This window comes from Streptomyces sp. PsTaAH-137 (assembly GCF_003259365.1).
GTDB lineage: Bacteria > Actinomycetota > Actinomycetes > Streptomycetales > Streptomycetaceae > Streptomyces.
Genome location: NZ_QLLY01000011.1, coordinates 53077 through 69501 on the forward strand (window position 1 = coordinate 53077; position 16425 = coordinate 69501).

The window sequence follows — 16425 nt, forward strand, 5'->3', positions numbered from 1 at the left end:
AGCGCCACGGGACGTTCGTCGTCGGCCACGGGCATCCTCCCTGCGTGCGGACCGGTTGACGTCGCCCGGAGGGGTGCGGCCTGCCCGGCGGCGGAGTTGACGGTACGTCAGCTCGACGCGACTGAGAAGACGTTCGACCGCGGCGGCTCCCTGTGCACGGTTATGCCGCGAACGGACGCTCGATACCGTCAACACGTGACCTGGCCCGTCGCCCGAACGTTGATCTGGCATGACCCCGACGGAGATCCCGGCCTCTGCGCCCACCGGACGACGCAGGCGCATCCTCGTCCCTGTTGCCGCAGAATCGGTTCATCATCAGCAACAGCAGGCACCTCAGACCCACCCGGCGCATCAGACGCACCAAACCCACCAGCCCCATCAAACCCACCAGCCGCAGCTGTCACACACGACGCATCCGGCACATCCGGCCCAGCTGTCACATGCGGCCCCACCGCCTCCGCGTCCCGTGGCGAACCCGGCGCACCAGGACCCGCCCATCTACCGGGCCCTGATCGCGAGCTGGGCCGACCGCGGCAGGACGCTGCCGGGCCGGCACGACCCCGAGTGGGTGCGTCTGGTGGCGCCCACCGTGCGCGCCGGGCAGTTCAGCGGGACTCAGGTCCCGCGAGGTGACGGGCGATGACCATGCGCTGGATCTGATTGGTGCCCTCGACGATCTGCAGCACCTTGGCCTCGCGCATCAGGCGCTCGACCGGGAAGTCCGCCGTGTAGCCGTATCCGCCGAGGACCTGCACCGCGTCCGTGGTGACCTTCATCGCCGCGTCGGTGCACAGCAGCTTGGCCATGGCCGCCTGCTTGGAGAACGGCCGGCCCGCGTCCCGCAGCCGGGCCGCCGACAGATACAGGGCGCGGCCCGCCTCGATCTGCGTCGCCATGTCGGCGAGCATGAAGCGCAGGCCCTGGAAGTCGGCGATGGGGTGGCCGAACTGGGACCGGCCCCTGGCGTACGAGACCGCCTCGTCCAGCGCCGCCTGCGCCACGCCGATCGCGCAGGCCGCGATGCCGAGGCGGCCCGAGTCGAGGGCCGACAGGGCGATCTGGAAGCCCTGCCCCTCGTCCCCGATCCGCCGCGCGTCGCCGATCCGCACTCCGTCGAAGTGGACCTGCGCGGTGGGCGAGCCCTTCATGCCCATCTTCTTCTCGGGCACGGCTGCGCTCAGTCCGGGCGCGTCGCCGGGGACCAGGAACGCCGTGATGCCGTGCGCGCCCTCACCGCCGGTGCGGGCGAGCACCGTGTAGAAGTCGGCGACGCCGCCGTGGGTGATCCAGGCCTTCGTGCCGGTCAGCACCCAGTCGTCGCCGTCGCGCACCGCCTTCGTACGCAAGGAGGCGGCGTCGGAGCCGGACGAGGGCTCGGAGAGGCAGTACGCGCCGAGCAGCCCGCCGCCGAGCATGTCGGGCAGATGCTCGGAGCGCTGCTCCTTCGTGCCGAAGTTGGCCAGCGCATGGCAGGACAGCGAGTGGACGCTGACGCCGAGCCCGACCGTGAGGCGCGCGGCCGCCAGCTCCTCCAGCGCCTGGAGGTACACCTCGTAGGGCTGGTCGCCGCCGCCGAACTCCGCGTCGTAGGGCAGTCCGAGCAGTCCCGAGGAGGACAGCAGCGCGAACGTCTCGCGCGGGAAGCGGCCGGCGTCCTCCTCCTCGGCCGCGCGCGGGGCGATCTCCCGCTGTGCGATGTCACGGACCAGCTGCATCAGGTCCTGAGCTTCGTCCGTCGGCAGCTGACGCTCGACTCCTGGCTCCGGCATGGCGACGCTCTCCTCCCTGGCGGGCGCTGCGGTGGGGCCGCGGGGTGAGGCGGCGCCACCGGTCGGTCACTACCGAACCGATGCTGCCCTTCCGGGTCTCGGAAGCGGCTGACCAGCGGCTGCGGCGTGTTGAGTATTCCCTGTCCCGGGCCGCGCGTCACTAGTTAACGACCGCTTACTCCAAGTTTTTTCGCGGGCCTCCGGGCCGTGTGCGGGAAGTGGGGAGATTGGTCCGGACCATTGACCTCACTGGTCTAGTCCTCCTACTGTTCCGTCCGCAGGTCCAGCACGGAATCCCCCACATCCCGCGTGTCCCCCTCCCCCACGAGGAGACAAGATGCTCAGACCGCACCTCCCCCGCATGCGCCTCAAGGCGCTGGCCCTCGCCGTGTCGGGCGCCGTCCTCGGCGCCGGACTGCTCGCCTCCGCGGGCAGCGCGACGGCGCAGACCGAGGCCGACTCCCGTACGACTGCGGCCGGTTCGAAGGTCGTCGGATACTTCACCGAATGGGGTGTCTACGACCGGAACTACCACGTCAAGAACATCGAGACGTCCGGCTCCGCAGACAAGCTGACCCACATCAACTACGCCTTCGGCAACGTCCAGGGCGGCAAGTGCGCCATGGGCGACTCCTACGCCGCGACCGACAAGGCCTATACCGCCGACCAGGCCGTGGACGGCGTCGCCGACACCTGGGACCAGCCGCTGCGCGGCAACTTCAACCAGCTGCTCAAGCTGAAGAAGCTGCACCCGAACCTCAAGATCCTCTGGTCCTTCGGCGGCTGGACCTGGTCCGGCGGGTTCGGCGAGGCGGCGAAGGACCCGGCCGCGTTCGCCCAGTCCTGCTACGACCTCGTCGAGAACTCCAAGTGGGCCGATGTCTTCGACGGCATCGACATCGACTGGGAGTACCCGAACGCCTGCGGCCTCACCTGTGACACCAGCGGCCCCGACGCGTACAAGAACCTGATGGCGGCGCTGCGTTCGAAGTTCGGCGGCGACTACCTGATCACCTCGGCGATCGCGGCCGACGCCGAGGACGGCGGCAAGCTGGACGCCACCGACTACGCGGGCGCCGCCCAGTACGTCGACTGGTACAACCCGATGACGTACGACTACTTCGGCGCCTGGGACGCGCAGGGCCCGACGGCCCCGCACTCCCCGCTGACCACGTACGACGGCATCCCGAAGGAGAGCTGGAACTCCTCGGCCACCATCGCCAAGCTCACGGCGAAGGGCGTCCCGGCCTCCAAGCTGCTGCTCGGCATCGGCTTCTACGGGCGCGGCTGGACCGGCGTCACCCAGGACGCCCCCGGCGGCACGGCGACCGGCCCCGCGGCCGGCAAGTACGAGCCGGGCATCGACGACTACAAGGAGCTGAAGACCAAGTGCCCCGCGACGGGCACGGTCGGCGGCACCGCGTACGCGCACTGCGGCTCGGACTGGTGGAGCTACGACACCCCGCAGACCATCGCGGGGAAGATGGACTACAAGAACCAGCAGGGCCTGGGCGGCACCTTCGTCTGGGAGCTGTCCGGTGACACCTCGGACGGCGAGCTGATCAAGGCGATCGACTAGGCGCGCCGGAACAATACGAGGGGCGGGACCGGAATCCGGTCCCGCCCCTCACGCCGTCGTGGTCACGGTGGCCGGGCACGCGGGCTCGAACTCCTCGATCACGCGCAGGGTCTCGACGAGGGTGCGTACCAACAGGGCCCGCACCGTGTCCCGTTCGACCTCCCGGCGGCCGATCCAGTCCAGCGTGACGCCCTCGACTCCGCACAGCCAGCCGAGCAGCGCGAGCCGGGCCAGCTCCGGCACATCGGGCTTTCCGTAGGCGCCGCGGGCGATGGTCGCGATCATCTCTTCGCGCACCCCGTTCCGGATGGCCTGCACCTCGGCGTCGAAGCCGACCCCGCCCGTGATGATCGTGCGGTACGCGGCCTGGTGGTGCTCGGCGTAGCGCAGATAGCCGTCGATCGTGTGGTGGACCCGGGCGACCGGGGACAGATCGCCGACGCTGCTCGCCCGGTCGACGAGATCACCGACGGACTCCTCGATGATCGCGAGGTAGTAGCCGCGCTTGGACGTGAAGTAGTAGTAGATCAGCCCCTTGGCGACCCCCGCGTGCCGGGCGATGTCGTCCATCGACAGGGCGTCGTAGGACGTGTCGGCGAACAACTTCCGCCCGATGGCGATGAGTTCGGCGCGCCGCGTGGCGGAGCGGTCGGTGCCGCGTGCCCGCTGTTCACTGTTCTTCAATTCCGGCCCTGGTGTCCGAGGGGGCCCGCAGTGTCCGAGATCTGCGGATTCCGCAGTATGGCACCTCACGGGCCGGCCGTGACGCGGATCACCTCACGCCGGGTGGCGGCAGCGTCACATCAGGCCGAGCTGCGTGACGAACATCGCCACCACCACGACGAAGGTCCAGCCCAGGACGTGCTCGAGGATCTTGGGCCCGTCCTCCCGGGGACCGCCGGTGCGGGTGCGGGCGGCGGGGGCGACGGTGGCGGAACTGGCGGTCATGGGCGTCTCGCTCGGCTCGTGATCAGGGGCCTGATCGGGGCAGGAACTCCCCCCGAGGGCGCCCGACTCCCCTCCGGCGCCCTCTCCACCATGCCACCCCGTGAACCCGTTGCGACCGAGACCTTCGACACACGCCCCGGGGCCCGCCCTAGCGGACGCCCACCTTGGCGAGCGCGCGCCGCTGCGCGGGCGTGGGGTGCGCCGGGAAGTAGAGGTAGCAGACGCCGCCGGTGCCGGAGGAGACACCGCCCGTGGCGTTGTACCGCTTCGTGCGCAGCCAGATGTTCTCCCACTCGCGCCGCTTGTAGACCCGGCGGACCGCCGGATCGTCCTTGGAGGCCGGGTCGTTGGCGATCACGTCGCCGTCGGCGGTGAAGCCGATGACCGTCATCAGGTGCCCGGAGGTGCCGTACCCGGCGCCTGTCAGCTCGGTCTTCAGGAACGACTGGGACGTTATGGCCGGGATGCCGGCCGCGATCAGCGTCTCCAGATCGGTGAGCGAGCCGAGCCGGGTGACGACGCCCTGGAGATCCTTGTACGTGGCCGCGTACGCGGCGTTGAACGGCCAGTTGCCGCAGCCGTCGTACTGGTAGTCGAAGGTGGAGCGGGCCGCGAGGCAGACCTGCGGGTCGGCGTAGGACGGATCGACCCAGGCCAGCTGCTCGGCGCTGGGCTTCCGGCCCCAGGACTCGATGATCATCTGCGAGGAGGTGGGGCTGCACCACGCCTCGCCGCCGCCGTCGTACTCGGGGTACTGGCCGGCGTGGACGTCCTGCGAGTAGCGCGGGACCGCCAGCTCACCGGTGAAGCCGGGGACGGAGGCCGGGACGGTGAAGCGGTCCGGGACGTCCGAGCCCATCGCGCCGAGCCGCCAGACGGTGGGCGCCGCCTTGGTGCCGGGGGTGCGCAGCAGGGTCAGGCGCAGGCTGTAGGAGACGAGGCGCAGGCCGGACGCCGCGTCGTCGATGGAGAAGGTGTCGGTCCAGATGCTGGAGCGGCCGTCGTTCTGGTCGTCGACCGAGGTGCGGCGGATGTCGACCTTCTCGTCGTCCCCCGCGGTCCAGCGGCCCATGACGTACCAGGGGGTCCGGGTCCCGTCGGTGTACGTGCCCTGCAGCTCGACCTGGATCCAGGTGCCGGCCGGGGTGTGCGCGTTCCAGGAGGCGATGACCTCGGTGGCGGGCACGGCGAGGGTGTGGACGGGCGAGGTCCAGGTCGCGTACTCCCAGTCGGCCGTCCGGTTCAGGTGCGGGTCGGTGTAGCTCATCGTGCCGGTGGCGCGGGCGAGGGTGACGCCGGGCCGGGAGCCCGCGAGGGCGCGGGTGCCGTGGCCGGTGCCGGAGCGCCAGTCGCTGTACGTCGTCCAGGTGCTGTTGTCCACGAGTCGGGCGGGGGCCTTCTGCTGTGCGGGGGCCGAGGCGTGCGCGGTGGTGGCCGTGGTCGCGGCGAGCGCGACGCCCGCGGCCGCCGCCAGCACGGTTCTGCGGGACGGAGTCGATGAGGTGGGCTGGTCGGGGCGGGTCATCGGGAGGATCCCCCTGTCGACGGTTCGGGCGGACGGGACGGGCGCGCGGGATGTGCTCCGGGTGGAACAGTGCGCCAACTATGGCTCCCGGAACGGGATTTCCACCAGCGTTTCGAGGGTGCTCCACGCGACCAATATTGGTCTTCACCACTGGCATGACCTGCGGTGGCGTCGATGAAACCGATCGGCGCGGGACATACCCTTGTGGGCGTGGACTACTCGCACGTGCCCCTCGCCCCGTACGCCGAACGGCTGCGCCGGCTGCCGCCCTCCTGCGGTCCGGTCCGGCTCGTCGGCATCGACGGGCACGCCGGGTCCGGCAAGTCGACCCTCGCCGGACGGCTCGCGCGGGCGCTCGGCGGCGCGCCCGTGCTGCACCTCGACGATCTCGCGAGCCACGACGCCCTCTTCGACTGGACCGACCGGCTGCGCACCCAGGTCGTCGAGCCGCTGTCCCACGGCAGGGCCGCACGCTACGAGACGTACGACTGGAACACCCGGCGCCTCGACGGGGCACGGACACTGGAGCCCGCCGAGGTGATCCTCGTCGAAGGCGTGGGGGCCGGGCGGCGGGCGGTGCGGCCGTTCCTCGCGAGTCTGCTGTGGATGGATCTGCCGGACGAGGCGGCATGGAAAAGGGGACGCGCACGGGACGGAGAGGCCCAGCGGGACTTCTGGGACGGCTGGATTCCAGCGGAGCGGAAGCATTTCGCTCAGGACCCGTCGCGGCCGTTCGCCGAGAAATTGGTAAGAGAGTGCCCCGAGGGATACGCGATGCGCGAAGGCCCTGCTGGGACCACGCAGACTCGCCAGTCCGTCACTCACCGTGAGGGTCCGCCAGCGGTGCGCTGAACGGTCGGAAAGCGCCTTCCGCCAGTTTCGGCGAGTGCCCCAACTCGGCTTGACCCAGGGGCCGTACAGGACTTACGTTCTCAATGTGCGGCCTTTCGGGACCGCCCGCAGTCGCGAAGCCCCCGGTTGTTCCCCCGTGATCGGGGGCTTCGTTCTGCCCGCAATGCCCCTTCACCGACGCTCCGCGGCCCTCTTCGTTCACCCAGAGTCACCCTGCGGTACCGCGCTCACCTGCACCGAATCCCCCACTGTCGCACCGATCCGACCCCGTTGCGCCCTTCGGCCCACCCTGTGCCCGCAGGTACGATGCCTCTCGGTGCGGCCTCTGGACGGCTCGCTGTCCGCATCGTGACAACTCCCGTCCATGACAGCTTGGTTAAGGGCGGGATCAGGTTCATCGGGGGCACGGCGTGTGGGGGACGTGATGAGCTTCGGCACTGGGGCACCACCGACGGGCCCGGCCGACCTCGCGTGGCTGCGGGGCGTCGACGCCTACACGATGGGCGCGTATCCGCAGGCGGAGGAGGAGTTCCGGGCCGCCGTGCGGCTGGACCCCGCCATGGCGGACGGCTGGCTCGGGCTGCATGCCCTGCGCATCGACACGACGACGGCGCTGCTGCGGATGTTCCGGCACCGCGAGCGGTTCGGGGAGCAGCGCACCCGGCACCGGCGCACCCTCAACTCCTGGTACTGGCTGGGCTGGTGGGTGCAGCCGGTCCTTGAGCATCCGCGCGATCTGCTGCTCGCGCACGCCTCGCACTGGCTGGACGGCCGCCATGTCCCAGATCTGGACCGGGCGTTGGCCACGCTGCCGCCGGTCGACGCGGACCGGCAGGTGCGGTTCCTGCACGCGTGCCGGGCCTATCTGGTCAAGGACTGGGAGCAGTTGGTCCGGCACACGGACCCGCTGGTCGACGACCCCATGCTCGGGATCGAGGCGGGGCTCTTCGGCGGGATGGCGCGGGTGCGCCTCGACATGTACGGCCAGGCCGAGCCGCTGCTCTCCTCGGCACTGATGCGCTGCCGCAGCGAGCAGCCGCAGCGCAAGGAGCTGCGGTACTGGCTGGCGCGCGCCCACGAGGGCACCGGGCGTTCGGCCGCCGCGCTGCCGCTGTACCGGGCCGTACACCGGGTCGACCCCGCGTTCATGGACACCGCGGCGCGGCTCGCCGCGATCACCGAGGGGGACGGGTACGCGGACTTCACCGACGGCACCGACCTGACCCCGATGTCCCTGACGGGATTTCAGGACGGCCTGGACGGCGGGGAGTCGGTCGATCCGCTGTTCGCCAGTGACGGCCGCGACCTGAAGGTGTCCGAGCCGGATCTGCCGCCCCCGGGCGGCGGCGCCGACGACGATGCCGACATGGTCAGGGAGAAGGCGGTGGTGCCGGTGTCGGCGGCGCCGATGCCGCCCGGTCCCGCCGATCCGACCCTGCTCGACGAGGCCCTCGCGGAGCTGGAGTCGATGGTCGGCCTCGAACCGGTCAAGCGGCAGGTCAAGGCGCTGTCCGCGCAGCTGAACATGGCGCGGCTGCGCGCCGGGCAGGGCCTTCCGGTGCAGCCGCCCAAGCGGCACTTCGTCTTCTCCGGCCCCTCGGGCACCGGCAAGACGACGGTCGCCCGGATCCTCGGCCGGGTGTTCTACGCGCTGGGGCTGCTCGGCGGCGACCATCTGGTGGAGGCGCAGCGGGCCGACCTGGTCGGCGAGTATCTGGGCCAGACAGCCGTCAAGGCGAACGAGCTGATCGACTCGGCCATGGGCGGGGTGCTCTTCGTCGACGAGGCGTACGCGCTGTCCAACTCGGGGTACGGCAAGGGCGACGCGTACGGCGACGAGGCCCTTCAGGTGCTGCTGAAGCGCGCGGAGGACAACCGCGACCATCTCGTGGTGATCCTCGCCGGATACCCGGAGGGCATGGACCGGCTGCTCGCCGCCAACCCGGGGCTGTCCTCGCGCTTCACGACGCGGGTCGACTTCCCCTCGTACCGCCCCCTGGAGCTGACCTCGATCGGCGAGGTGCTCGCAGCGGAGAACGGGGACGTGTGGGACGAGGAGGCCCTGGACGAGCTGCGTTCCATCGCCGGGCACGTGGTCGACCAGGGCTGGATCGACGAACTGGGCAACGGGCGGTTCCTGCGGACCCTGTACGAGAAGTCCTGCGCCTACCGCGATCTGCGGCTGACCGGCTATCTGATGGAGCCGTCCCGGGACGATCTGGCCACGCTGCGGCTGCCGGACCTCATGCAGGCGTACGGCGAGGTGCTGTCGGGGCGGGGGCCGGGCGGGCTGTGACGCCGTCCGTGCGGGACGCGCGCGAAGGCGCGTCCCGCACGGAGCGGGTCAGGCCGGTACGCCCTGCTTGGCGCGCGCCGGGGGTACCGCCGGCTCGTCCCGGTGGGCCGGGTCCTTGACCTCGCCGACCAGGAGTTCCAGTACGTCCTCCAGCGCGACGAGCCCGAGGACCCGGCCGGAGGCGTCCGCGACCTGTGCCAGGTGCGTGGCCGCGCGGCGCATCACGGTGAGCGCGTCGTCCAGCGGGAGCTCCGCGCGCAGGGTGGTCATGGGACGCCAGACGTGCTGCGGGACGGCCCGGTCGGTGTCGGGGCCCTCGATCAGGTCGAGGACGTCCTTCACGTGCAGATAGCCCATGAACGCGCCGGTGTCCGCGCAGATCGGGAAGCGGGAGTAGCCGGTGCGGGCGGTGAGGGCGATGACCTCCGCCGGGGTGACCGACGGGCCGACCGTCACCAGGGACGCCTTGGGCAGCAGGACGTCCATGACCGGGCGCGAGCCCAGCTCCAGGGCGTCCTCCAGGCGTTCCTGCTCCTCGGGGCCGAGGAGGCCGGCCTGCCCGGAGTCCTCCACCAGGCGGTTGAGCTGCTCGCTGGTGAAGACCGCCTCGACCTCGTCCTTGGGCTCGACCCGGAACAGCTTGAGGATCAGCCGGGCGCAGGCGCCGAGCGCCACCGTGATCGGCTTGCACAGGCGGGCGAAGGCGACGAGCCCCGGGCTGAACCAGAGCGCGGTCTTCTCCGGCGCAGCCATCGCCAGGTTCTTCGGGACCATCTCGCCGATGACGAGGTGGAAGAAGACCACCGCGGCGAGCGCGATGACATAGCCCAGCGGGTGGATGACGCCGTGCGGCAGGTGGATCGCCTCGAAGAGCGGTTCCAGGAGCTTGGCGACGGTCGGCTCGGCGACCGCGCCGAGCGTCAGCGAGCAGACGGTGATGCCGAACTGGGCCGCCGCCATCATCTGCGGCAGGTGTTCGAGCCCGTACAGGACCTGGCGGGCGCGGTTGCCGGGGATGGGTTCGATCTGGCTGCGGCGGACCGAGACCAGGGCGAACTCGGCTCCGACGAAGAAGCCGTTGGCCAGGACCAGGAGTGCGGCGAAGAAGAGTTGCAGGGCGCTCATCGGGCCGCCTCCAGGACTGCGGACGGCGCGGAGTCGGCGGTGCGGACGATGCGCACGCGCTCGGCGCGGTAGTGGTCGACCTGGCGGACCGAGAGCTTCCAGCCCGGGAGTTCGGCCTTGTCGCCGGGGGCCGGGATGCGGCCGAGGAGGTCGGCGACGAGTCCTGCCACCGTCTCGTAGGGGCCCTCGGCGACGTCGAGGCCTATGCGGCGCAGGATGTCGACGCGGCATCCGCCGTCGGCGTCCCAGGCGGGGCGGCCGTCCTCGGCGGGCGCGACGGCCAGCTCGGGGAGGTCGAGACCGTCGTGCTCGTCGCGGACCTCGCCGACGAGCTCCTCCACGATGTCCTCCAGGGTGACGACGCCGGCGGTGCCGCCGTACTCGTCGACGACCACGGCCATCGGCTGCTCGCTGCGCAATTGGGCGAGGAGCGGCTGGACCGGGAGCGTCTCGGGGATGAGCAGCGGGGCCTGGGCGATCCGGCTCACCGGGGTGCGCAGGCGTTCGTGGGCGGGCACGGCGAGGGCGTCCTTGAGGTGGACGACGCCGATGACCTCGTCGATCCGCTCCCGGTAGACGGGGAAGCGGGACAGGCCGGTGGCCCGGGTCAGGTTGACCACGTCCGCGGCGGTCGCGGAGGCCTGGAGCGCGCTGACCTTCACCCGTGGCGTCATGACGTGCTGGGCGGTCAGCTCGGCGAGCGAGAGGGTGCGCACGAACAGATCGGCGGTGTCCTGCTCCAGGGCGCCGGCCTGCGCGGAGTGCCGGGCCAGGGAGACCAGTTCGCCGGGGGTGCGGGCGGAGGCCAGTTCGTCGGCGGGTTCGACGCCGAGCGCCCGCACGAGCCGGTTGGCGACCGTGTTGAGCAGGGCGATGACCGGGCGGAACAGCCGGGCGAAGACCGACTGCGGTCCGGCCACGAAGCGGGCCACCTGGAGCGGCTTCGACACCGCCCAGTTCTTGGGCACGAGTTCGCCGATCACCATCTGCACGGCCGAGGCCAGCAGCATGCCGACGACGACGGACACGCCGCCGACCGCGCCCTCGGGCACGCCGACGGCGGTGAACGGGCCGCGCAGCAGCTCGGCGAGGGCCGGTTCGGCGAGCATGCCGACGACCAGGGAGGTGATGGTGATGCCGAGCTGGGTGCCGGAGAGCTGGAAGGAGAGTTCCTTCAGGGAGCTCACGACGGTGCGGGCGCGCTTGTCGCCCGCGGCCGCGGCCTGTTCGGCGTCGGGGCGTTCCACGGTGACGAGGCCGAATTCGGCCGCCACGAAGAAGCCGTTGGCGAGGATGAGAAGAAAGGCGGCCGCGAGAAGCAGCAACGGGATGGTCATGCCGCCGCCTCCGGGGACGTACGCGAGCGGGTCGCGCTATGTCGGGAGGGGGCGGCGCAGGTACTACCGGACGATCCGTCCATCGCTGGAGGGAGTCACTCCTCGGTTAGCAGGAACCCCGGACGGTCGGGCCGGGGCGGGGCGGCTCTCGGCGCACGCCCTGCCACCAGATTAATCACGACTGGGGGCAGGGCGTCAGGGGCCGGGCGGCCGAGTCAGTCGCGAGGCCGGGCGTGCGCCGCGTCGGTCAGGTCGCGCAGGGCCCGGGCGTCCCGGATCGCGGTCTTCTTCGCGAGGCCCGGCTGGATGCCCATGGCGGCCATGCTGGTGCCGTCGGTGAGGTTGAGGAACACCCACGGGTCGCCGGGGCGCAGGTTGACCTGGACGATCTCCGCCCACGAAAGGCGGCGGCTGCGCGCGATGTTGACCACGGTGACGCCCTCGCCGTCGGCGACGACCTTGGGGCGGGCCAGCAGGCCGAGCACGCCCCAGAACAGCGCCGCCGTGAAGACGAAACTGGTCTTCTCCGCCGGGCTCATCCCGCCCAGGACGAGCGCGACGACGGTGATCGTGACGAAGGAGGCGGCGCCGAGCGTGTGCAGGATCACGCGGGTGCGCCCCGGCCTGAAGGTGACGGGCAGGCTGGGCAGGGCTTCGGACATGGTGGTCTCGGTGTCCTCAGAGGCGGCAGGCGTGGATGGCCGTCGTCAGGATGGCCCGCGCGCCCAGGGCGTACAGGTCGTCCATGATCCGCTGCGCGTCCTTGGCGGGGACCATCGCGCGGACCGCGACCCAGCCCTCGTTGTGCAGCGGCGAGACGGTCGGCGATTCGAGGCCCGGGGTGAGGGCGACGGCCTTCTCCAGGTGCTCGGCGCGGCAGTCGTAGTCCATCATCACGTACGTACGCGCGACGAGGACGCCCTGCAGACGGCGGAGGAACTGCTGCGCCTTGGTGTTGTCGGTGTCGGCGCCGGTGCGGCGGATGACGCACGCCTCGGACTTCATGATCGGGTCGCCGAAGACCTCCAGGCCCGCGTTGCGCAGCGAGGTGCCGGTCTCCACGACGTCGGCGATCGCCTCGGCGACGCCCAGCTCGATGGCGGTCTCCACGGCGCCGTCGAGGTGGACGACGGACGCGTCGACGCCGTGCTCGGCGAGGTACTTGCCGACGATGCCCTCGTACGAGGTGGCGATCGTCTTCCCGGCGAGGTCGGCGAGGTCCTTGACGGCGCCGGGCCGGGAGGCGAAGCGGAAGGTGGAGCGGGCGAAGCCGAGCGGAAGGATCGTCTCGGCGTCGGCGCCCGAGTCGATCAGCAGGTCCTGTCCGGTGATGCCGATGTCGAGCTTGCCGGAGGACACGTAGATCGCGATGTCCTTGGGGCGGAGGTAGAAGAACTCCACCTCGTTGTCCGGGTCGACCGTGACGAGTTCCTTGGACTCCTTGCGCTGGCGGTATCCGGCCTCATGCAGCATCGCCGACGCAGGTCCGGACAGTGAACCCTTGTTGGGGACGGCGATGCGCAGCATGAGGCGGGATTCCTTTGCGTGTTCAGGGAGTTGAGCGAACGGGCTGAGGCGGTGGCTCAGAGATGGGCGTACACGTCGTCGAGGGAGATGCCGCGGGCGACCATCATCACCTGGACGTGGTAGAGCAGCTGCGAGATCTCCTCGGCGGCGGCGTCCTTGCCCTCGTACTCGGCGGCCATCCAGACTTCGGCGGCCTCCTCGACGACCTTCTTGCCGATGGCATGGACACCCTTGCCGACCAGCTCGGCGGTGCGGGAAGTGGCGGGGTCGCCGGTGGCGGCCTTCTGCTGGAGCTCGGTGAAGAGCTCCTCGAACGTCTTATTGGACATGGTGGTGCCTACTTTACGCGGCTCTCCCCGGCCCCTAACGCCAGGGCTCGGCGATGGTACGCAGCGTGGTCGCGGTGGCGACGGCGGCGGTGACGGCCTCGTGCCCCTTGTCCTCGTTGGAGCCTTCGAGGCCCGCGCGGTCCAGGGCCTGCTCCTCGGTGTCGACGGTCAGCACGCCGAAGCCGACCGGGACGCCGGTGTCGACGGAGACCTGGGTCAGGCCCTGGGTGACGCCCTGGCACACGTACTCGAAGTGCGGGGTGCCGCCGCGGATGACGACGCCGAGCGCGACGATCGCGTCGTAGCCGCGGTCCGCGAGCCGCTTGGCGACGACCGGCAGCTCGAAGCTGCCGGGGACGCGCAGCACGGTGGGCTCGCTGATGCCCAGCTCGTTCAGGGCCCGCAGGGCGCCGTCGACCAGGCCGCCCATGACCTTCTCGTGCCACTGGGCGGCGATGACGGCCACCCGCAGGTCGCCACAGTTCTCCACGGTCAGTTCGGGTGCACCCTTGCCGCTCACGCGCTTCTCCTCGTGTGTACGTCGATCGGTTGTACGTAGATCAGTGGATGGAAGAGGGGACTACTGGTTGTTGCAGGCGGACGTGCGGGGCGCGTCCAGCCAGGGCAGGTCGTGGCCCATCCGGTCCCGCTTGGTGCGCAGGTAGCGGAGGTTGTGCTCGCCGGCCGTGACAGGCATCGGCTCGCGGGCGGTCACCTTGAGACCGTGCCGGGTCAGGGCGTCGGTCTTGTCGGGGTTGTTGGTCATCAGGCGCAGGCTGCGCACGCCGAGGTCGTGGAGGATCTGGGCGCCGGCGGCGTAGTCGCGGGCGTCGGCGGGCAGGCCGAGTTCCAGGTTGGCGTCGAGGGTGTCGCGGCCCTGCTCCTGGAGCTCATAGGCGCGCAGCTTGGACAGCAGGCCGATGCCGCGGCCCTCGTGGCCGCGCAGATAGACGACGACCCCGCGGCCCGCCTCGACGACGCGGCGCATGGACTCCTCCAGCTGGGGGCCGCAGTCGCAGCGCAGCGAGTGGAAGATGTCGCCGGTCAGGCACTCGGAGTGGATCCGCACGAGCAGGTCGTCGCCGTCCCCGACCTCGCCGTGGACCAGGGCGACGTGCTCGACGCCGTCGACCGTGGAGCGGTAGCCGTACGCCGTGAACTCACCGAACGCCGTGGGGAGTTGCACGGTCGCCTCGCGCTTGACCGTGGGCTCGGCGCTCTTGCGGTAGGCGATCAGGTCCTCGATGGAGATGATCGTCAGGCCGTGCTTGCGGGCGAACGGGATCAGCTCGGGCAGCCGCAGCATGACGCCGTCCTCGCCGGCGATCTCCACGATGGCGCCGGCCGGGCGCAGCCCCGCGAGCCGGGCCAGGTCGACGGCGGCCTCGGTGTGGCCGTTGCGGACGAGCACCCCGCCGTCCTTGGCCCGCAGCGGGAAGATGTGGCCGGGCCGGACGAAGTCGCCGGACTGTGCCGTGCCGGTGGCCAGGAGCCGCAGGGTGGTGGCGCGGTCCGCGGCCGAGATGCCGGTGGTGACGCCGTGGGCGCCGGAGGCGTCGACGGAGACCGTGAAGGCGGTCTGCATCGACTCGGTGTTGTCGCCGACCATCTGCGGCAGGTCGAGCCGGTCCAGTTCGGCGCCCTCCATGGGGGCGCAGATCAGGCCGCGGCACTCGCTCATCATGAAGGCGACGATCTCGGGGGTGATCTTCTCGGCGGCGACGATCAGGTCGCCCTCGTTCTCCCGGTCCTCGTCGTCGACGACCACGACGGGGCGGCCCGCCGCGATGTCGCGGATCGCCATCTCGACCGGGTCGAGGGAGAGGTCGGTGTCCTGGGAGATCTCGTACAGGTGGGGTGCCGTGCTCATGCGTGCGCTCCTTCCAGAGCGGGGGCGGCGGCCGTACGGGACCGCTGCCACCAGTCGCGCATGCCCCACAGGACGAGCGCGCCGTAGATGACGTAGACGAAACCGGAGAAGGCGTAGCCGTTGGCGAAGTTCAGCGGGACGCCCACGGCGTCGACCAGCAGCCAGGCGAACCAGAACTCGACCATGCCGCGGGCCTGGGCGTACATCGCGACGATGGTGCCGACGAAGATGTACGCGTCCGGCCAAGGGTCCCAGGACAGGCTCGGGAAAGCCTTGAAGAGCAGCGCGACGGCGACCGTGCCGGCGGCGCCGGCCAGGACCATCAGGCCGCGCTCCTTCCAGGTGGCGAAGCGCACGGCGATGGAGCCGTCCTGCGCCTGCTTGCGGCCGCGCACCCAGGCGGCCCAGCCCATGGCGGCCACGACCATGACCACGACCTGCTTGCCGGCGCTGCCGGTCAGGTGTCCGGCGAAGGCGCCGAAGAGGATCAGGCCGGAGACGAACTGCACGGGCCAGGTCCATATGGAGCGCTTCCAGCCGAGCGCGAGCGCGACCAGGCCGAAGGTGTTGCCGATCATGTCGGACCACAGGATGTGCTGCCCGAAGGCCGTGAACGCCTCGGTGTTGAGCCAGTTCACTTGGTGCCCCCGTTGAGGCTGTGGCCCGCGCCGAGCATCCGCTCGACGTACTTGGCGATGACGTCGACCTCGAGGTTGACCGGGTCGCCGGGCTGCTTGATGCCGAGCGTGGTCAGGGCGAGCGTGGTCGGGATGAGGCTGATGGTGAAGTAGTCGGCCGCCGCCTCGACGACGGTGAGGCTGACGCCGTCGACCGTGATCGAGCCCTTCTCGACGACGTACCGGGACAGCTCGGCGGGGAGCGAGATCTTGACGATCTCCCAGTGCTCGGAGGGGGTGCGCTCGACGATGGTGCCGGTGCCGTCGACGTGGCCCTGCACGATGTGCCCGCCGAAGCGGCCGTCCGCCACCATCGGGCGTTCCAGGTTCACGCGGGAGCCGACGGCGAGGGCGCCGAGGCTGGAGCGCTTGAGGGTCTCGGCCATGACGTCGGCCGTGAACGCGCCGTCCCCGTGCTCGACCACGGTGAGGCACACGCCGTTGACGGCGATGGAGTCTCCGTGCTGGGCGCCTTCGGTGACGACGGGGCCACGGACACGGAAGCGACAGGCGTCATCGAGCATCTCGACGGCGGTGATCTCGCCCAGCTCTTCGACGATTCCGGTGAACACTTCCCGGGTCCTCCCTCTT

General features: G+C 70.8%; 16 protein-coding genes. 3 read left to right on the forward strand and 13 right to left on the reverse strand.

The features are described 5' to 3' along the window. Positions 1–605 precede the first annotated feature (605 nt). Positions 606–1769, reverse strand: a complete 1164-nt coding sequence (locus K377_RS24175; protein ID WP_111665599.1) for an acyl-CoA dehydrogenase family protein — start codon at positions 1767–1769, stop codon at positions 606–608. Between the two features lie 337 nt (positions 1770–2106). Here K377_RS24175 and K377_RS24180 point away from each other — a divergent pair, with 337 nt between their 5' ends. After that, complete coding sequence (locus K377_RS24180; protein WP_111665600.1) at positions 2107–3348, forward strand: glycoside hydrolase family 18 protein; 1242 nt, start codon at positions 2107–2109, stop codon at positions 3346–3348. Between the two features lie 48 nt (positions 3349–3396). Here K377_RS24180 and K377_RS24185 read toward each other — a convergent pair whose 3' ends face one another. From K377_RS24185 to K377_RS24195, 3 genes are all read right to left on the reverse strand, one after another. Further along, positions 3397–4032, reverse strand: coding sequence for a TetR/AcrR family transcriptional regulator (locus K377_RS24185; RefSeq protein WP_111665601.1), 636 nt, complete (start codon positions 4030–4032; stop codon positions 3397–3399). A 114-nt stretch (positions 4033–4146) separates the two neighbouring features. Beyond that, positions 4147–4296 carry an SCO1431 family membrane protein gene (locus tag K377_RS24190; protein ID WP_111665602.1) on the reverse strand — a complete coding sequence of 50 codons (150 nt, stop codon included), beginning with the start codon at positions 4294–4296 and terminating at the stop codon, positions 4147–4149. Between the two features lie 148 nt (positions 4297–4444). After that, the gene (locus tag K377_RS24195) at positions 4445–5821 is read right to left on the reverse strand and encodes a peptidase C39 family protein (RefSeq protein ID WP_111665603.1); all 1377 of its coding nucleotides are present in this window, start codon (positions 5819–5821) and stop codon (positions 4445–4447) included. A 204-nt stretch (positions 5822–6025) separates the two neighbouring features. Between K377_RS24195 and K377_RS24200 the strand changes: the two genes are divergently transcribed. Continuing rightward, complete coding sequence (locus K377_RS24200; protein WP_375605955.1) at positions 6026–6673, forward strand: uridine kinase; 648 nt, start codon at positions 6026–6028, stop codon at positions 6671–6673. 424 nt (positions 6674–7097) lie between these two features. Next, positions 7098–8969: an AAA family ATPase gene (locus K377_RS24205; RefSeq protein ID WP_111665821.1), complete on the forward strand. Its 1872-nt coding sequence runs from the start codon at positions 7098–7100 to the stop codon at positions 8967–8969. A 48-nt stretch (positions 8970–9017) separates the two neighbouring features. Here K377_RS24205 and K377_RS24210 read toward each other — a convergent pair whose 3' ends face one another. The 9 genes from K377_RS24210 to K377_RS24250 form a co-directional block, all read right to left on the reverse strand. Further along, entirely contained in the window at positions 9018–10094 is a 1077-nt protein-coding gene (locus K377_RS24210; protein WP_111665604.1) for a hemolysin family protein, read from the reverse strand. Then, positions 10091–11431 (reverse strand): hemolysin family protein, encoded by a 1341-nt coding sequence (locus K377_RS24215; RefSeq protein ID WP_111665605.1) that lies wholly within the window; start codon positions 11429–11431, stop codon positions 10091–10093. Before K377_RS24215 ends, K377_RS24210 begins: the two co-directional genes overlap by 4 nt. A 215-nt stretch (positions 11432–11646) precedes the next feature. Next, entirely contained in the window at positions 11647–12093 is a 447-nt protein-coding gene (locus K377_RS24220; RefSeq protein WP_111665606.1) for a PH domain-containing protein, read from the reverse strand. A 16-nt stretch (positions 12094–12109) separates the two neighbouring features. Next, complete coding sequence (hisG, locus tag K377_RS24225; protein ID WP_111665607.1) at positions 12110–12958, reverse strand: ATP phosphoribosyltransferase; 849 nt, start codon at positions 12956–12958, stop codon at positions 12110–12112. Between the two features lie 56 nt (positions 12959–13014). After that, complete coding sequence (locus K377_RS24230; protein WP_111665608.1) at positions 13015–13287, reverse strand: phosphoribosyl-ATP diphosphatase; 273 nt, start codon at positions 13285–13287, stop codon at positions 13015–13017. 34 nt (positions 13288–13321) lie between these two features. Next, the gene (ribH, locus tag K377_RS24235; RefSeq protein ID WP_111665609.1) at positions 13322–13807 is read right to left on the reverse strand and encodes a 6,7-dimethyl-8-ribityllumazine synthase; all 486 of its coding nucleotides are present in this window, start codon (positions 13805–13807) and stop codon (positions 13322–13324) included. Between the two features lie 60 nt (positions 13808–13867). After that, positions 13868–15157 (reverse strand): bifunctional 3,4-dihydroxy-2-butanone-4-phosphate synthase/GTP cyclohydrolase II, encoded by a 1290-nt coding sequence (locus K377_RS24240; protein WP_111665610.1) that lies wholly within the window; start codon positions 15155–15157, stop codon positions 13868–13870. After that, positions 15154–15795 (reverse strand): nicotinamide mononucleotide transporter family protein, encoded by a 642-nt coding sequence (locus K377_RS24245; protein WP_111665611.1) that lies wholly within the window; start codon positions 15793–15795, stop codon positions 15154–15156. Before K377_RS24245 ends, K377_RS24240 begins: the two co-directional genes overlap by 4 nt. Further along, positions 15792–16406 (reverse strand): riboflavin synthase, encoded by a 615-nt coding sequence (locus K377_RS24250; RefSeq protein WP_111665612.1) that lies wholly within the window; start codon positions 16404–16406, stop codon positions 15792–15794. Before K377_RS24250 ends, K377_RS24245 begins: the two co-directional genes overlap by 4 nt. Between the last annotated feature and the right edge of the window lie 19 nt (positions 16407–16425).

Coding starts and splice junctions, on each gene's coding strand:
- K377_RS24175 (WP_111665599.1), bottom strand. CDS start 1,769: ATGCCGGAGCCAGGAGTCGAGCGTCAGCTGCCGACGGACGAAGCTCAG.
- K377_RS24180 (WP_111665600.1), top strand. CDS start 2,107: ATGCTCAGACCGCACCTCCCCCGCATGCGCCTCAAGGCGCTGGCCCTC.
- K377_RS24190 (WP_111665602.1), bottom strand. CDS start 4,296: ATGACCGCCAGTTCCGCCACCGTCGCCCCCGCCGCCCGCACCCGCACC.
- K377_RS24195 (WP_111665603.1), bottom strand. CDS start 5,821: ATGACCCGCCCCGACCAGCCCACCTCATCGACTCCGTCCCGCAGAACC.
- K377_RS24205 (WP_111665821.1), top strand. CDS start 7,098: ATGAGCTTCGGCACTGGGGCACCACCGACGGGCCCGGCCGACCTCGCG.
- K377_RS24210 (WP_111665604.1), bottom strand. CDS start 10,094: ATGAGCGCCCTGCAACTCTTCTTCGCCGCACTCCTGGTCCTGGCCAAC.
- K377_RS24215 (WP_111665605.1), bottom strand. CDS start 11,431: ATGACCATCCCGTTGCTGCTTCTCGCGGCCGCCTTTCTTCTCATCCTC.
- K377_RS24220 (WP_111665606.1), bottom strand. CDS start 12,093: ATGTCCGAAGCCCTGCCCAGCCTGCCCGTCACCTTCAGGCCGGGGCGC.
- hisG (WP_111665607.1), bottom strand. CDS start 12,958: ATGCTGCGCATCGCCGTCCCCAACAAGGGTTCACTGTCCGGACCTGCG.
- K377_RS24230 (WP_111665608.1), bottom strand. CDS start 13,287: ATGTCCAATAAGACGTTCGAGGAGCTCTTCACCGAGCTCCAGCAGAAG.
- K377_RS24240 (WP_111665610.1), bottom strand. CDS start 15,157: ATGAGCACGGCACCCCACCTGTACGAGATCTCCCAGGACACCGACCTC.